Source organism: Nocardiopsis sp. Huas11 (assembly GCF_003634495.1).
In the GTDB taxonomy this organism is placed as follows: Bacteria; Actinomycetota; Actinomycetes; order Streptosporangiales; family Streptosporangiaceae; genus Nocardiopsis.
Map to the genome: position 1 here is coordinate 3009005 of NZ_RBKY01000001.1, position 14163 is coordinate 3023167.

At 72.1% G+C, this 14163-nt stretch carries 16 protein-coding genes; 9 read left to right on the forward strand and 7 right to left on the reverse strand.

Annotation, left to right across the window (positions count from 1 at the left end):
* Positions 1-20: 20 nt before the first annotated feature.
* The gene (locus DFP74_RS13570) at positions 21-572 is read right to left on the reverse strand and encodes a TIGR03086 family metal-binding protein (protein WP_121182031.1); all 552 of its coding nucleotides are present in this window, start codon (positions 570-572) and stop codon (positions 21-23) included.
* A gap of 191 nt (positions 573-763) precedes the next feature.
* On the opposite strand from DFP74_RS13570, the gene DFP74_RS13575 reads away from it, so the two are divergent.
* On the forward strand, positions 764-1582 hold the full coding sequence (locus tag DFP74_RS13575) for a helix-turn-helix transcriptional regulator (RefSeq protein WP_233570969.1): 819 nt from the start codon (positions 764-766) through the stop codon (positions 1580-1582).
* 581 nt (positions 1583-2163) lie between these two features.
* Complete coding sequence (locus tag DFP74_RS13580) at positions 2164-3501, forward strand: Ig-like domain-containing protein (protein WP_121182033.1); 1338 nt, start codon at positions 2164-2166, stop codon at positions 3499-3501.
* A 166-nt stretch (positions 3502-3667) separates the two neighbouring features.
* On the opposite strand, the gene DFP74_RS13585 is transcribed toward DFP74_RS13580, so the two are convergent.
* The gene (locus tag DFP74_RS13585) at positions 3668-3910 is read right to left on the reverse strand and encodes a hypothetical protein (protein WP_121182034.1); all 243 of its coding nucleotides are present in this window, start codon (positions 3908-3910) and stop codon (positions 3668-3670) included.
* A 418-nt stretch (positions 3911-4328) separates the two neighbouring features.
* Here DFP74_RS13585 and DFP74_RS13590 point away from each other — a divergent pair, with 418 nt between their 5' ends.
* Positions 4329-5246: an alpha/beta fold hydrolase gene (locus tag DFP74_RS13590; RefSeq protein ID WP_121188239.1), complete on the forward strand. Its 918-nt coding sequence runs from the start codon at positions 4329-4331 to the stop codon at positions 5244-5246.
* Between the two features lie 85 nt (positions 5247-5331).
* Positions 5332-5787, forward strand: coding sequence for a MarR family winged helix-turn-helix transcriptional regulator (locus DFP74_RS13595; protein WP_158613002.1), 456 nt, complete (start codon positions 5332-5334; stop codon positions 5785-5787).
* A gap of 183 nt (positions 5788-5970) precedes the next feature.
* On the opposite strand, the gene DFP74_RS13600 is transcribed toward DFP74_RS13595, so the two are convergent.
* The 3 genes from DFP74_RS13600 to DFP74_RS13610 form a co-directional block, all read right to left on the reverse strand.
* A complete protein-coding gene (locus DFP74_RS13600) occupies positions 5971-6711 on the reverse strand; it encodes an SDR family NAD(P)-dependent oxidoreductase (RefSeq protein ID WP_121182036.1) in 741 nt (246 codons plus the stop codon).
* A 68-nt stretch (positions 6712-6779) separates the two neighbouring features.
* Positions 6780-7346, reverse strand: a complete 567-nt coding sequence (locus DFP74_RS13605) for an NADAR family protein (protein WP_121182037.1) — start codon at positions 7344-7346, stop codon at positions 6780-6782.
* Positions 7347-7401: 55 nt separating this feature from the next.
* Positions 7402-8187, reverse strand: coding sequence for a dioxygenase (locus tag DFP74_RS13610; protein ID WP_233570970.1), 786 nt, complete (start codon positions 8185-8187; stop codon positions 7402-7404).
* Positions 8188-8267: 80 nt separating this feature from the next.
* Between DFP74_RS13610 and DFP74_RS13615 the strand changes: the two genes are divergently transcribed.
* The 4 genes from DFP74_RS13615 (at position 8268) to DFP74_RS13630 (ending at position 11656) form a co-directional block, all read left to right on the forward strand.
* Complete coding sequence (locus DFP74_RS13615) at positions 8268-8747, forward strand: MarR family winged helix-turn-helix transcriptional regulator (RefSeq protein WP_121182039.1); 480 nt, start codon at positions 8268-8270, stop codon at positions 8745-8747.
* A 128-nt stretch (positions 8748-8875) separates the two neighbouring features.
* The gene (locus tag DFP74_RS13620) at positions 8876-9307 is read left to right on the forward strand and encodes a DoxX family protein (RefSeq protein WP_121182040.1); all 432 of its coding nucleotides are present in this window, start codon (positions 8876-8878) and stop codon (positions 9305-9307) included.
* A 132-nt stretch (positions 9308-9439) separates the two neighbouring features.
* Positions 9440-10117: a response regulator transcription factor gene (locus tag DFP74_RS13625; RefSeq protein ID WP_121182041.1), complete on the forward strand. Its 678-nt coding sequence runs from the start codon at positions 9440-9442 to the stop codon at positions 10115-10117.
* Between the two features lie 3 nt (positions 10118-10120).
* Positions 10121-11656 carry a HAMP domain-containing sensor histidine kinase gene (locus tag DFP74_RS13630; RefSeq protein WP_199725635.1) on the forward strand — a complete coding sequence of 512 codons (1536 nt, stop codon included), beginning with the start codon at positions 10121-10123 and terminating at the stop codon, positions 11654-11656.
* 34 nt (positions 11657-11690) lie between these two features.
* On the opposite strand, the gene DFP74_RS13640 is transcribed toward DFP74_RS13630, so the two are convergent.
* A complete protein-coding gene (locus DFP74_RS13640; RefSeq protein ID WP_121182043.1) occupies positions 11691-12662 on the reverse strand; it encodes a TAXI family TRAP transporter solute-binding subunit in 972 nt (323 codons plus the stop codon).
* Positions 12663-12740: 78 nt separating this feature from the next.
* Positions 12741-13277 carry a GNAT family N-acetyltransferase gene (locus DFP74_RS13645; protein WP_121182044.1) on the reverse strand — a complete coding sequence of 179 codons (537 nt, stop codon included), beginning with the start codon at positions 13275-13277 and terminating at the stop codon, positions 12741-12743.
* 135 nt (positions 13278-13412) lie between these two features.
* Here DFP74_RS13645 and DFP74_RS13650 point away from each other — a divergent pair, with 135 nt between their 5' ends.
* A complete protein-coding gene (locus tag DFP74_RS13650; RefSeq protein WP_233570971.1) occupies positions 13413-14126 on the forward strand; it encodes a GntR family transcriptional regulator in 714 nt (237 codons plus the stop codon).
* The last annotated feature ends 37 nt before the right edge of the window (positions 14127-14163 follow it).

Sequence of the window (14163 nt, forward strand, 5' to 3'; positions counted from 1 at the left end):
GGGCAGGGCCCCGGAACGCACTACCAGGAGCGGCGGCCGAGGAAGGCGAGGAACCGGGTCTGCTCGTCGGCTCCGTCCGGCGGGGTGAGCTCGGGCCCGCACACGCCCTCGCGCCGCAGGTGCGGTCCGAACACCGTGGTCGCCTCGAGCGCCCAGGCGATGTCCTCGGGACGGATCCGCTCGTCCTGTCCCGTGGCGCGTGTCAGGTCCCAGCGGTGGATGACGAGGTCGAAGTTGAGGAAGCGGTCGACGGCCTCGGCGAACGTCGTTCGGCCGAAGAAGCCGTCGAACTCGGTGCCGGCGCGCTCGGGGTCGTCCAGGTCGGCCTGGACCACTCCGCGGGCCGCGTCCCAGGCGGCCACCGGGTCGTCGACGGGCGAGGGGATGTCCCCGAGCTCGCGGCCGACCAGCCGGAGGAACATGTCCTGTGTCTCCACCACGTGGCCCACCACGTCGAGTGCCGTCCACCCCTCACAGGGGGAGTCGGCCGTCCAGCGGTCCTCGGGTACGGCCGCCACGGTGGCGGCGAAGTCGTCGGACAGACGGGCGTAGCGGGTGGCGGTCTCGCTCATCGCGCTCTCCTGGTCGTGGTTCGCCGGATAGGGAGGTCCAGATTCGCCGATCCCACCACGCGCCGTCTTGAACAAACGCGACACGGGAACGCGTGTTCGCAACATGTGCTCTGGCCTGGCCGGGGGAGTCCGCTCCGGGTCGGCCCTCGCGAGCCCGGAACGCCGCGAAGGACACGGTCTAGGCTGGGGGCGTGCACCCCCTTCCCGTGGACCAGGACGCGCGCGGCATCATCGACCCCGTGACCGGGCTGACCCGGTTCCGGCTGGACCGGTTCGCGCCCTCGGAAGCCGTCGCCCGGTTCGTGGACCGCTACTGGGTGGCCTCCTGGGACCTGCCCGAGGACGAACCCTTCACCCAGCGGATCCTGTCCCACCCCGTCGTGAACGTCGTGTTCGTCGGCGGTCAGGCCACCGTGCACGGGCCGACCACGCGAGTCACCCCGCGCCGCCTGGCGGGCTCGGGATGGGCGCTCGGGGTGATGTTCCGGCCCGCCGGGTTCCGGCCCTTCCTCGGCCGGCCCATGAACGGGATCGTGGACGCCGCGCTCCCCCTGGGCGAGGTGTTCGAGGACGCCCGGTTCCGGCAGGAGGATCCGGAGCGGCTGATCGCCGACGTGGACCGGTGCCTGGCCGCGCGCGTGCCCGCCGAGCGTCATCCCGCGGAGGACACCATGGCCGTGGTGGAGCGCGTGGCGGCCGATCCGACCGTGGTGGGCGTGGCCCCGCTGGCCCGGCGCGAGGGTGTGGGCGTGCGACTGCTCCAGCGCCGCTTCGCCGACCACGTCGGCCTGGGCCCCAAAACGGTGATCCGCCGCTACCGGCTCTACGAGGCGGCCGAACGCGCCCGCCGGGGCGGTGCCGTGGACTGGAGCGGGGTGGCGGCCGAACTGGGGTTCAGCGACCAGTCGCACCTCACCCGGGAGTTCACCTCGGTCCTCGGGATCACGCCCGCCGCCTACGCGGCGCGCAGCGGCGGCGGTGCGGACTCCCCGCCCGCCGCGCGAGCCTGAGGCCGGCACTCCGCAGCGCCCGCGGCGGGCCGTCGGCGGGCGCGCCGTGGACCGCCGCGGCGTCCGCGGATGCGCATAGAATGGCGGGCGCACCCCACGACCCCGAGGAACCCGGGGACGGAACGGGCTCCAGCCCTCGGAACAGCGCGAAGTCATCGTCGCCACCACCGCGCGTCGGTGGTCGCTCCGGGCGCGTGGAGCCACGGTACGGCCCCTCCTCGACGCTAGGTTCCGGCCGTTCGCGGCCGCCCCCGCCCTCGCATCGTGTCCCCGTCCGTGCCGTCCCGCGGCCGGTTCGGGAAGGGTGCGCGACCGAGACGGGCCGCCTCACCCCAGGTGAGACCGGCCACACGGATCGAGCGGATGTCGGGTGCACTCCATCTCGGACCCAGGGGTGGGACCGCCTACCCCCGGGGTGTATCGTCGGCGGTTCGGCCCCCCGGGCCGGGGGCCGGAGGCGCCCGGGATAACCGCTTGATACCGATGCGCGGGAGTTCAGAACCAATTCCGGGTTCGTGCGTCTTAACTGCTAGGGACGCATGGCCGGATACGGCTCAAACGGATAACACGGAGGTCCAGACGTGAGGGGTACGACCCACCCGACGACGGTGCGCCGGTTCGGCGTCGCGCTGGCCGCGCTCGCGCTCGCCGCCACCGCCTGCACCTCCTCCGGGGGCGAAGCGGAGACGCAGGGCAACTCGGCGGCACCCGAGGACACCGAACCCGCCGAGCTGGTCATCACCCCCGATGACGGAACCGAGCAGCTCGCGCCGAACACCCCCGTCCAGGTCACCGCGGAGCACGGTGTCATCACCGACGTCCAGGTCGACCAGGTGGTCCCCTCCGAGGCGGCGGTCGAGGGCGGCGAGGCGGCCGAGGACCCCCTCGAGATGACCGGCCGGCTCAACGAGGACGAGACCGAGTGGACCAGCGAGTGGGCTCTGACCCCGGGCGCCGAGGTCGTGGTCACCGCCACCGCCGCCAACGCGGCCGGCGAGGAGACCGAGCTCGTCCACGAGTTCACCACGATGCCCGCCACCCCCGGCATGGCGCTCGAACTGGCGTCGAACTTCCCCAGCTCCGGTGACACGGTCGGCGTCGGCATGCCGGTGGTCATCAACTTCGACCTCCCGGTGACCAACAAGGAGCAGGTCGAGAACTCCATGGAGGTCACGGCCGAGCAGGACATCGACGGAGCCTGGAACTGGGTCTCCGACCAGATGGCCGTGTTCCGCACCGAGGAGTACTGGGAGCCGTACCAGAGCGTCACCGTCGACCTCCACCTCGCCGGTGTCGAGGCCTCCGAGGGCGTCTACGGCGCGCGCAACTACCAGATCGACTTCGAGGTCGGCCGCGAGCTCATCGCGACCCAGCACGTGCCCGACCACGAGATGGAGATCACCATCGACGGGGAGCACGAGCGCACCATCGAGGTGAGCAACGGCATGGGCACCACCCGCGCCTACACCACCACCAGCGGGACCCACGTGTTCATGGAGCGCTACGAGCACCTGACGATGGACTCGGCGACGCTCGGCGTCCCCGCCGACTCCCCGGGGGGCTACCGGGTGGACGTGCAGTACGCCGTCCGCACCACCAACAGCGGCGAGTTCACCCACGAGGCGGACTACAACCCCAACATCGGCTCGGCCAACACCTCGCACGGCTGCACCAACATGCGGTCGGAGGACGCCAAGTGGATCTACGACAACACCCTGATGGGCGACATCCTCGACACGACCGGCACCGACCGTGAGGTCGAGTGGAACAACGGCTGGGGCTACTGGCAGATGTCGTGGGACGAGTGGCTGGAGGCGAGCGTCACCGGCGAGCCGCAGACCACCGACGGCTCCGGTACTCCGGGCTCCGTCTTCGGCGCGACCGAGGACGAGGCCGAGGCCGAGACCGAGACCGAGTAGGTCGCCGACCGCACGCGCGAGGGGCGCCGGGAACCATGGGGTTCCCGGCGCCCCTCTTCGTGTTCGGGCCCCAGGTGCCTGCGGCCGTCGGAGCGCGCTTCCGGCGCGGGCCCCGCTCAGCCGCCCGACGCCGGGACGCCGCCGCGCACGTCCCCCGGCCCGCCGGTCACCAGGCGCGCACGCCACCGATCGGCGCGGGCAGGCGCTCGTTGAGCCAGGTCCAGGTGCCGTCGTTCTCGGTGAAGCGTCGCTGCACCCGCTCGACGTCCGTCAGCGGGTTGGCGAACACCTCCTGCCACTGCCCGGCGCTGTGCTCCTCCAGGTAGAGGCTGCGGGCGTCGGTGCGCATGCGCACCGCCTGGAGGGTGCGGGAGGAGCCGTCGCTCAGCTGAATGCGGTAATAGGCCATGGGAATCCCCTGGGTGGTTGCGTCCTGTCGAAAGGAAGGACGGTGCCCGGCACATCGATCAGCGCGAATATCGCACTCGAAGGAACGTTTTCCTGGGGTCGCGCTGCCGTCGGTCGGCGCGCGTGAGCGCCTGTGGCGCTGGGGCACCGTGCTGTCCGCGAATTCGGACTCTACTCCTGCGCGGGGGGCGGCGGGTGCGAAATCCCGGTGTACGTCATGGGAATTCTGCCGCCGTTCCTCGCGAGTCGGTGCATTTCGACTTTCGTTCGCACTTCCTTCCCCCGTCCGCCCTCTGTTCTCTGCTTCCGCCCTCCGCCGAGGACCCCCTGCGCCCGCTTCCGATCGTTTGACGTGAGAAGGAAGGATCCATACTCTTCTCACATAAGACGTTCTCAACTCAGAACATATGGGGGTCACCATGACCGAGGTACTGACGGACGCGGCCCTGGCCCGCTCGCTGGAGGGGGACTTCACCAGCCACCAGGCGCAGGTCAACGGCACCCGCCTGCACTACGTCGAGGGCGGCCAGGGCGATCCGCTGATCCTGCTCGGCGGGTGGCCGCAGACCTGGTGGCAGTTCCACAAGATCATGCCCGAGCTCGCCCGAGGCCATCGCGTGATCGCGGTCGACCTGCGCGGTATGGGCGGTTCGGCCAAGCCGGACACCGGCTACGACAAGAGGACCATGGCCCGCGACATCGCCGAACTGGCGCACTCGCTCGGGCTCGAGAAGGTGAGCGTCGCAGGGCACGACATCGGCGCCATGGTCGCCCAGTCGCTGGCCGCGAACCACCCCGGGCTCGTCGACCGGCTCGTGCTGCTGGACGTGCACCACCCGGACGAGAGCATGTACGGACTGACCCTGATCCCGAGCCCCGACCAGCACGTCGACGGCGACTTCACGGCCGGCTCCCGGATCTACCTGTGGTGGTTCGCCCTGAACCAGGTCCAGGGCCTGCCGGAGACGCTGCTGGTCGGCCGCGAGCGGGAGTGGATCGACGCGCTCTTCGACTACATGCTCCTGGACGGCGGATCGATCGGTGAGCGGGAGCGGGAGATCTACGCGCGCGCCTACTCCTCTCCGGAGGCGATCCGGGCCGGCAACGGCTGGTACCGGTCGTTCATGCGCGACATCGAGGACGAGAAGCACCACGCGCCGCTGACCATGCCGGTGCTCGCGCTCGGCGGCGACCACAGCAACCACGACTACCTGGCGGCCGTCCTGCCCGCCAAGGGGGTCGACGTGCGGGTGGTGGAAGTGAAGGACAGCGGCCACTACCTCCCCGAGGAGCAGCCCGAGGTCGTGATCCGGCACCTGACCGGGTTCCTCGCCTGAGGGACGCGGGTGACACGCCACATCCACGTGTGGTGAGAACGTCTAGTCTGAGAAGATCTCGACCCCACCCCGAAGGAGAGCCCCCGTGGCGGAGCGCCCACTGCGCGAGCACCTCGTCCTGCTGCTGTCCATCGCCGGCCACGTCTCCAAGCAGACGCAGGAGCAGCGCCTGGCGGAGCTGGATCTGAGCGTGCGCGAGCAGGTCACGCTCACCGCCATCGCCGAGGGCGCGCCCACCCAGCTCGCCATCGGACGCAAGGCCGGCCTGGACAAGAGCACGCTGACGCCGGTCCTGGACCAGCTCGAACGCAAGGGGCTCATCGACCGGCACCCGGACCCCGACGACCGGCGCGCCCGCGTGGTCACCGTGACCGACGTCGGCCGCCGATCGCTGGCGGGGTCCGGGCAGGCCGTCGCCGAGACCGAGGAGGACCTCCTCAACGCCCTGAGCCCGGACGAGCGGCGCCAGTTCCGCTCCCTGCTCCAACGGGTCGTCGAGGAGGGCATGTCGAACCGCTCCGTTCCCGGATCCTGCCTCTAGGCCGTGTTTTTCTGAAGGCTTTCGGATGAGCTCGCGGTCGTCAGGTCGTCTCTCGCAAGCCGCTGTGCGAAGTTCAGCCTGGTGGTGCTGCACGAGCGCAGAGGTGCCGCGAGAGGCGGTCCTGGCGGCCGCGAGCCCGGAATGCCGCAAAAAAACACGGCCTAGCGCCTGCTCCCGTGGGCGTCAGGCGTTGATGCCGCCGTCGACGTGGATCTCCGTGCCGGTCACGAACCGGCCGCCCGGACCGGCCAGGTGGAGCACGGTGTCGGCGATCTCCTCGGCGCGCCCGAAGCGGCCGAGCGGGACCAGGGAACGGATGCCGTCGGCGTTCGGGCCGTCGGCCGGGTTGGCGTCGGTGTCGATCGGTCCCGGGCTGAGGAGGGTGATGGTGATCCCCCGCGTGCCCAGTTCACGGGCCAGGCCGCGTGTCATGCCCACGAGCGCCGCCTTGCTCGTCGCGTACAGGGTGAGCCCCGGGAAGGGCACGTGCTCGATGACGTTGCTGCCGATGGTGATCACGCTGGCGCCCTCTCCCATGTGGCGCAGCGCGGCCTGGGTGGTGAGGAAGGGCCCCCGGACGTTCACGGCCAGGACGCGGTCGAGGTGTTCGGGCGTGACGTCGTCGGAGGGCAGGAAGGGGAAGGAGGCGGCGTTGTTGACGAGGATGTCCAGCCGCCCGAGCTCCGCCACCGCGCGCTCGACCACGTCGGCCGCCTCGGCGGCGTCCCCGCTGTCGGACCCCAGGGCGACCGCCCGCCGTCCGGTCGCCCTGATCTTCTCCACGACCTCGGTCGCGGCCTCCTCGCCGCTGATGTAGGTGAGGGCCACGTCCGCCCCGGCTTCGGCGAGCCGCAGGGCGACCGCCGCTCCGATGCCTCGGCTGCCGCCCGTGACCAGTGCCGTCTTGCTTTCCAGTTCGTTCATGTGCTCCACATTGGCGGACCTGGAAGCGCTGTGCTGGCGAAAATCCGACGCCTCGTTCGGGCCCCTGCTCAGTCGGCCGCGAGGCGGTGGCGGGCCTCCATGAGGGCGAATCCGAGCAGATTGGCGCCCCGCCACGCCGATGGATCCTCGGCGTTCTCGTTGTGCGCACTCATGCCGATGCCCCACACCCTGTCGCGAGGGCTGGCCTCGACCAGGACGCGTCGCCCGGTGCCGAGCAGGAAGTCGCGCAGCTCCGCGTTCTGTCCGAACTTGGCGACGTTGCCGCGCACCACGATCTCGAACCGGGCGGCCTCCCAGGCCTGCTGGTCGAAGTCGCGGACCTGGCGGCCGATGACCTTGGCGTCGCGCGGGTGGCCCGCCGCGACGATCCGTTCGGCGGCCTCGTCGTCGCGGAACAGCCGGGCCTTGCCGGCCATCATGTAGTGCTCGGCCGTGGCGTAGGAGATGCCGTCCACGGTGAAGTCGGCCGGCCACCACTGGGAGAGGCAGGAGGCCGACACGCTGCCGTCGGCCGGCGGCGTGTGGCCCCAGAAGAACAGGAACTTGGCGCGTTCCCGCACCCGGAGGAGGTCCTGGACCGATCTGGCGTCGGTGGGATGCGTGGTGTGGGACATGCCGTGATCCTGGCAGGAGGTGCCGACGTTCCGACACCGGTTTTCCCGGGTGCGCTCAGTCGAACTGGAACGAGCGCTTGGCCATGCCGTGCCAGTACCCGTCGACGGTCGACGTCGACCGGTCGTGGGCGTCCAGGCTCGTCCCGAGCGCGACGAACAGCGGCGCGAAGTGGTCGCTGCGCGGGTGCGCGAGCGAGGCGGCGGGCGCCTTGTGCTCGAAGTCCAGGAGCGCGTCCACGTCGTGGTCGAGCACGGTGCGGTGTGTCCAGTCGTCGAACTCCGACGACCACGCCGGTGCGTCCCCGTGCGTCGTGGGCGACATCAGGCGCAGGTTGTGCGTGGTGAACCCGCTGCCGACGATGAGGACGCCCTCCTCGCGCAGCGGCGCCAGGCGCCGGCCCAGTTCGAGCAGCTCCGCGGGGTCCAGGGTCGGCATGGAGACCTGGAGGACGGGGATGTCCGCGTCCGGGTACATCTCCTTGAGCGGGACGTACGCGCCGTGGTCCAGGCCGCGGGCCGGGTCCTGGTGGACGTGCCGACCGGGCCCGGAGACGAGGGCGCTGACGCGCTCGGCGAGCCCCGGCGCTCCGGGGTGGGGATAGGTGACCGCGTAGTAGCGTTGCGGAAAGCCCCAGAAGTCGTAGGTCAGCGGGGCCGCGTCCGTGGTCGCGCCGACCGTGAGCGGGGCGTCCTCCCAGTGCGCGGAGACCATGAGGATCGCGCGGGGCCGGGGCAGCTCGGCGGACCAGTCGGCCAGTTCACGGGTCCACCGGGTGTCATCCGCCAGGGGCGGTGCGCCGTGGCTGAGGTACAGGGTCGGCATACGCCGTGGACGCGTCATGGAAGCCTCCGGGGCTAGGATCGCTGATGTCTGACCAGAACATAATTGAACGCTCAAATATTTCGGAGGGTCCGGGCCCGATGGCCGACACGAGGTGGCTCAGCGAGGACGAGCAGGAGGCCTGGCGTACGTTCATGGCCGCCGTCCGCCTGATGGAGAGCGCGCTGGACCGCCAGCTCAGGCGGGATTCCGGACTGCCGCACGCCTACTTCCACGCGCTCGTGGTGCTGTCGGAGGCGCCGGACCGCGAGATGACGATGACCGCTCTGGCGGAGCGGCTGCTGTCCTCGCCGAGCCGCCTCTCGCACGCCGTCTCCCGGATGGAGGCCGACGGCCTGATCCGCCGGTACAAGCGCCCGGGCGACCGGCGGACCACCATCGCCGCGCTGACCGAGGCCGGCCTGGCGAGGCTGCGCGAGGCGGCGCCCGGGCACGTGGACGAGGTGCGGCGGGTGGTGTTCGACGCGCTCGATGAGGAGCAGGTCGAGCGGTTGCGCGAGATCTCCGCGGCCATGCTCGGCGCCCTCGGAGAGAAGTCCAGCACGCCCTGGAACGCCTGACGGCGCCACCGTGGCGAAGGACACGGTGGGTGTCCGTGACATCCGTCTGCGTGTGTAGTTTCCTGGAAAGAGATTGCGCTCTCAAGCTTGGTGCGCGTCCGACACCCGCTCACGGAATGGAGACCCCGATGGCCGACCGGTCACTCAGGATCAGCGACGTCACGACCCTGCTCGCCAGAATCGTCGTCGGCGTCACCTTCGTCGCCCACGGCCTGGACAAGGCCGCCGACCTGGAGGGGACCGCCGGGTTCTTCGGCTCGGTCGGGATCCCCTTCCCCGAGTACGCCGCCCTGATCGGCACGGGGGTCGAGATCGTCGGTGGCGCGCTGCTCATCGTCGGCTTCGCCCTGCCCGCGGTCGGCCTGGTCCTGGCCGCGCAGATGGCCGTCGCCATCGCCACCGTCCACGCCGGCCAGCCCCTCCTGGGCGGCTACGAGCTCCCGCTGGTCCTCGGAGCCGCCGCCCTCGCCCTCGGCTTCACGGGCGGGCGCCTGGCCCTGGACCGCCTGCTGCCCTGGGGCCGAGCCCGCGGCCGCGCCGCCGCCGCGGCGGCGGCCTGACCAGACCGCTGCCCCGGGGGCACCGTCCGTCCCCCGATCACCGTCGGCCGCCCGAGAACCGGGCGGCCGACGGTCTGGTGCGTTCGACGCGGCGCTGCTCCAGGCGCCGCACCACCGCCGCGTCGGCCTACGATGCTTGGCATGCGGATACTCGTGGTCGAGGACGATGACCGGGTCGCTCGTGGGCTGGTGACCGCGCTGCGGGCGGCGTCCTACGACGTGCAGCGGGTGGCCACCGCCGAGCGGGCGCTGGAGGCGCCGCCGGCCGACGTCGTGCTCCTGGACCTGGGGCTGCCCGATCTGGACGGGATCGACCTCCTGCGCCGGCTGCGCGAGCGCCCCCAGACCGCGATCATCGCGGTGACCGCGCGGGGCGAGGAGCGCGAGCGCGTGCGCGGGCTGCGGGCCGGAGCCGACGACTACGTCGTCAAGCCGTTCGGGGTGGCCGAACTCCTGGCCCGTATCGACGCGGTGCTGCGGCGGACCCGGTCCGCGCGGGCCGAGGTGGACCAGGGCGAGCCCCCGGTGACGGTGGGCCCCCTCACCCTGGACGTCGACGCGCGCGAGGCGCGAGTGGGGGAGCGGGCGCTCCGACTGACCCGCAAGGAGTTCGACCTGCTGGTGCTGCTCGCTCAGCGCTCGCCCGCCGTGGTGGCACGCGACCAGATCCTCGACCAGGTCTGGGGCGCGGCCTGGGAGGCGTCCTCACGGACCCTGGACACGCACGTCGCCTCGCTGCGGGCCAAGATCGGCCAGGACGTGCGCATCCGGACCGTGCGCGGTGTCGGCTACGTCCTGGATCGGGCCTAGCCCGTGGTCCGGCGTCTGCTCACCCTCCTGCTGCCGGTGGTGTTCGTCCTGGTGGCGGCGGTCGCCGTGCCGATCGGCACGGTCATCGCGCACCAGCGCACCCAGGACGTGTACGTCGACCGCCTGGCCGACGCGAGCCGCTTCGCCTCGCTGGCCCGCACCGCCCTGGAGGCCGGGCGCGAGGACGCCCTGGCCCAGGAACTGGAACGCTACCGGGAGCTCTACGACACCCCCGTGGCGGTGGTCTCGCCCGCCGAGGAACTCGTCGTCGGCTCCGAGCCGCCCGGACGGCTGCGGGAGATCGTGGAGTCGGCCGGGGAGATCAGCGCCGTGCGGCTCGCCCTGGCCGGGGAGCGGCCCGGCCCGCCCGCGACGGTGTGGCCGTGGACGACCGAGGCGCTCGTGGTCGCCGAGCCCATCGGCCGGGACAGCGAGGTCGAGGGCGCGATCGTGGTGGCCGTGTCCCCGGACGGGCTGCGCGCGTCGGTCCTGCGCTCGTGGGGGTGGCTCGCGCTCATCAGCCTGGCGCCGCTCGTGCTGCTGGCGGCGGCGGCCATGCCGCTGTCCCGGTGGGTCCTGCGCCCCATCGGCCGCCTGGACGCCGCGACCACCGCCGTGACCTCCGGCGACCTGGAGGTGCACGTGGACGCCGAGCGCGGCCCGCCCGAGCTGCGGCGGCTCACGGAGTCCTTCAACACGATGGTCGCGGTCGTGCGCGGCGCCCTCGAACGCCAGCGGTCGTTCGTGTCCGAGGCCTCCCACCAGCTGCGCAACCCGCTGGCGAGCCTGCGGCTGGCCGTGGAGAACCTCGCGCCGCACCTGACGACGGACGACGCGCGCGAGGCGCACGCCATCGCCGTCGACGAGACCATGGTGATGCACCGGATGCTCAACTCGCTCCTGGCGGCCACACGCCTGGAGAGCATCACCGGCACGGACGCGGTGGAGGTCGCCGCCGTGGTCGACACCCGGGTGTCGCGCTGGCGTGCCCTCGGCGACGCCCGCGGCTTCACCGTGGCGACCGACGTTCCCGCCGGGGTGTGGGTCCAGGCTCCCGCGGGCGGTCTCGGCAGCATCCTGGACGAGCTGTTCAGCAACGCCATCCGGCTGTCGCGCGGCACCCGGGTCGAGATCCGGCTGCGGTCGGACGGGCAGGACGGCGTCGGCATCCTGGTGCTCGACGACGGTGAAGGGCTGCCGGAGGAGGAGCGCGAGGCGGCGCTCGCCCGGTTCTGGCGGTCCTCGCGGCACCAGAACACCGAGGGCACCGGGCTGGGGCTGGCGATCGTCGCCGACCTGGTCCGCCAGGCCGGGGGCCGGTTGGCGCTGGAGGAGGGGCTGCGGTTCGGCGACCGGCCGGGGTTCGGCGTCGTGATCACCCTGCCGAGGGCGCGGGCCCGCGATGACGAGCCGGACGAGCGCGGCGGCGCCGGGCACCGCGACGAGGAGGACCGGGACGCGGACGAAGACGGACCCCTCGGCGCCGAGCACCGCGACGACGATGACCAGAGCGACACGGACGGGGGGCCGCGGCGGTGAGCACGCGGCCCCCCGCGCCGCCCGCCATGGGCCCTCAGGTGGGCTTGTTCTCCCGGTACCAGGCCGCCGAGCCCGGATGGAGCGGGACGACCCCCGTGGAGATCCCGGTCCGCACGTTGATCTGCGCCGCCACGGGGCTTGCGGCGGCCAACCGCGTGGCGTTGGTGAACACGGTGTCGGTCACCGCGAAGGCGGCGTCGTGGGGCAGGTCCTCCCGGCACAGCAGCAGGTTCGGAATGGCCGCCGTCGGCGTGGACGGCACGCCCTCGTACGTGGTGGCCGGGATGTTCGCGGGCAGGTACGAGTCGGGGTGGGTGTCGGCCAGGGTGTCGGCGGTGTCGGACAGGTCGATGAGCCGCACCGCGCGCTCCTCGGCGAGGTCGGCGATCGCCGGGGTGGGCAGACCCGTCAGGGAGAACATCGCGTCGATCTCGCCGGCGGCCAGGGCCGCGGCGGACTCGGACTGGTTGAGGCGGACCTCCTCGAAGTCCAGGCCGGTCTCGGCGACGATCTGCGACACCGTGAACTCCGTCCCCGAGTCGGCCGCGCCGACCGAGACGCGCAGGCCCTCCAGGTCGGAGGCCCGCCACACGGGCGAGCCGACCAGGACCATCAGGTGGACGAAGGCGTCGTAGAGGCGGCCGATCGCCATGAGGGCACCGCCGCTGCCGCCATCGCCGCCGAGATCGCGCCCGGTGCCGGAGTCGAGGATCGAGTCGAGCGCCGCCAGCCCCAGATGGGCCTCACCGGAGGCCAGCAGGGCCAGGTTCGCGTGTGAGGCGCCCGTCTCCACGGCGCGCACGTCGGTGCCGGGGAGCCGTTCGTCCAGGACCTCGGCGATCTTCCCGCCGATCCGCCGGTAGACGGCGCCCGGCGGCCCCGTCGCCACCACCAGTTCGGGCAGGTCGCGGACGCCGCCCCGGGAGCAGCCGCCCAGCGCGCCGCCGAGCGCGACGGTCGCCGCGCCCAGGAGGACGGCGCGACGGCCCGGTCCACTCACTCGCATAGACGCAGCTTAGGCACACGCCGGCGCCCCCGCGCCCGGTCGTCCCCGGCGCGGTGCGCCCGCAGTCTCCTTGGCGCCCTAGGACCCCGGCTTCCACTCCTCGGCCAGCAGACCGAGGATCACCTCGTCCAGGAACTCGCCGAGCACCCAGGCCGAGGAGCGTGTCACGCCCTCGCGGACGAAGCCGTTGCGCTCGGCCGCGCGCAGCATCGCGGTGTTGTCCGCCAGCGTCTCGATCTGCAACCGCCGCATCCCGCGCACGGTGAAGCCGTAGTAGCACAGCACCGCCACCACGTCGCTGCCGTACCCCTCGCCGCGGCAGGACGGCAGCAGTCCCAGCCCGATGTGCGCCGACCGGCTGTGGTTGTCGATCCCCCACAGGTTCGCGGTGCCGACCAGCGTGCCGCCGTCGAGCTCCACCACGGAGAACGAGACGAGTCCCTCGTTGGTGTCGTCCACGACGAGCCGAGCGTCCTCCGCGCCGGGCCGCATCGGCCGCCACGGCCGCCCCTCGGCCCGGGAGCCGGTGACCGCGTCGTCGTACAGCTCGGCCCGCAGGATCGGGACGTCTTCCTCGTGGCGGGCCCGGAGCCCGACCTTGGTACCTCTCAGCATGCACGCTTCCTATCGGACCGGGCGGAACCCCCGCAAACCAATTAACACGGCGAAACACGGAGAAACACAGGCTTCACGGACCGACAGGGCCCTGGAAACACGCCCTTCCTAGCGTCAAGGGTCATGGACACACCGATGTATACACGTCCTGGCCCGTCCTTTGACCCGACGGCCACCTCCCGCCGGGACCGCGTCTACGGGCTGCTGCGGGAGGAGGTCCTCAGCGGACGGGTCACCCCCCACACCCGTTTGGGCGAGGTGAGACTCGCCGAACGCTTCGGCGTCTCGCGCACCCCCGTCCGCGAGGCCCTCGCGCGGCTGCACTCCGACGGCCTCGTCGAGCGGCGGGAGAACGGCTTCTACGTCACCGTCCCCAACCTCCCCGAGCTACGCGACCTCTACGAGCTGCGCGTGGCCCTCGAACTGCGCGGCATCGCCCGCGCCATCGAGGACCCCTCCATCCGCCACGACCGCGAGATCCTCCTCGGCGAACTCGACCGCTGGGAGAAGCTGCGCGCCCAGCCCCCGGCACCGGACCCCTCCTTCGTCCTCCTGGACGAGGAGTTCCACGCCGCCCTGTCCACGGCGTCCGGCAACCGCGCGCTCACCGACTCCCTCGTCTCCGTCAACCAGCGCATCCGCCGTGTGCGCATGTACGACTTCCTCACCGGGGACCGGATCACCTCCACCATCGCCGAGCACATCCAGATCGTCGAGCACCTCCTCGCCGACGAACTCGACGCCGCCTACCGGGCCATGCACGAGCACGTGGGCGCGTCCATGGCGGTCGTCCTGGAACGCGCGCAACGCGCCCTCACCCAGATGGCCCTGCACTCCGACACCCACTGACCCCACCGCCGCCCCGCCCGCCCAGCCCGCCCAGCCC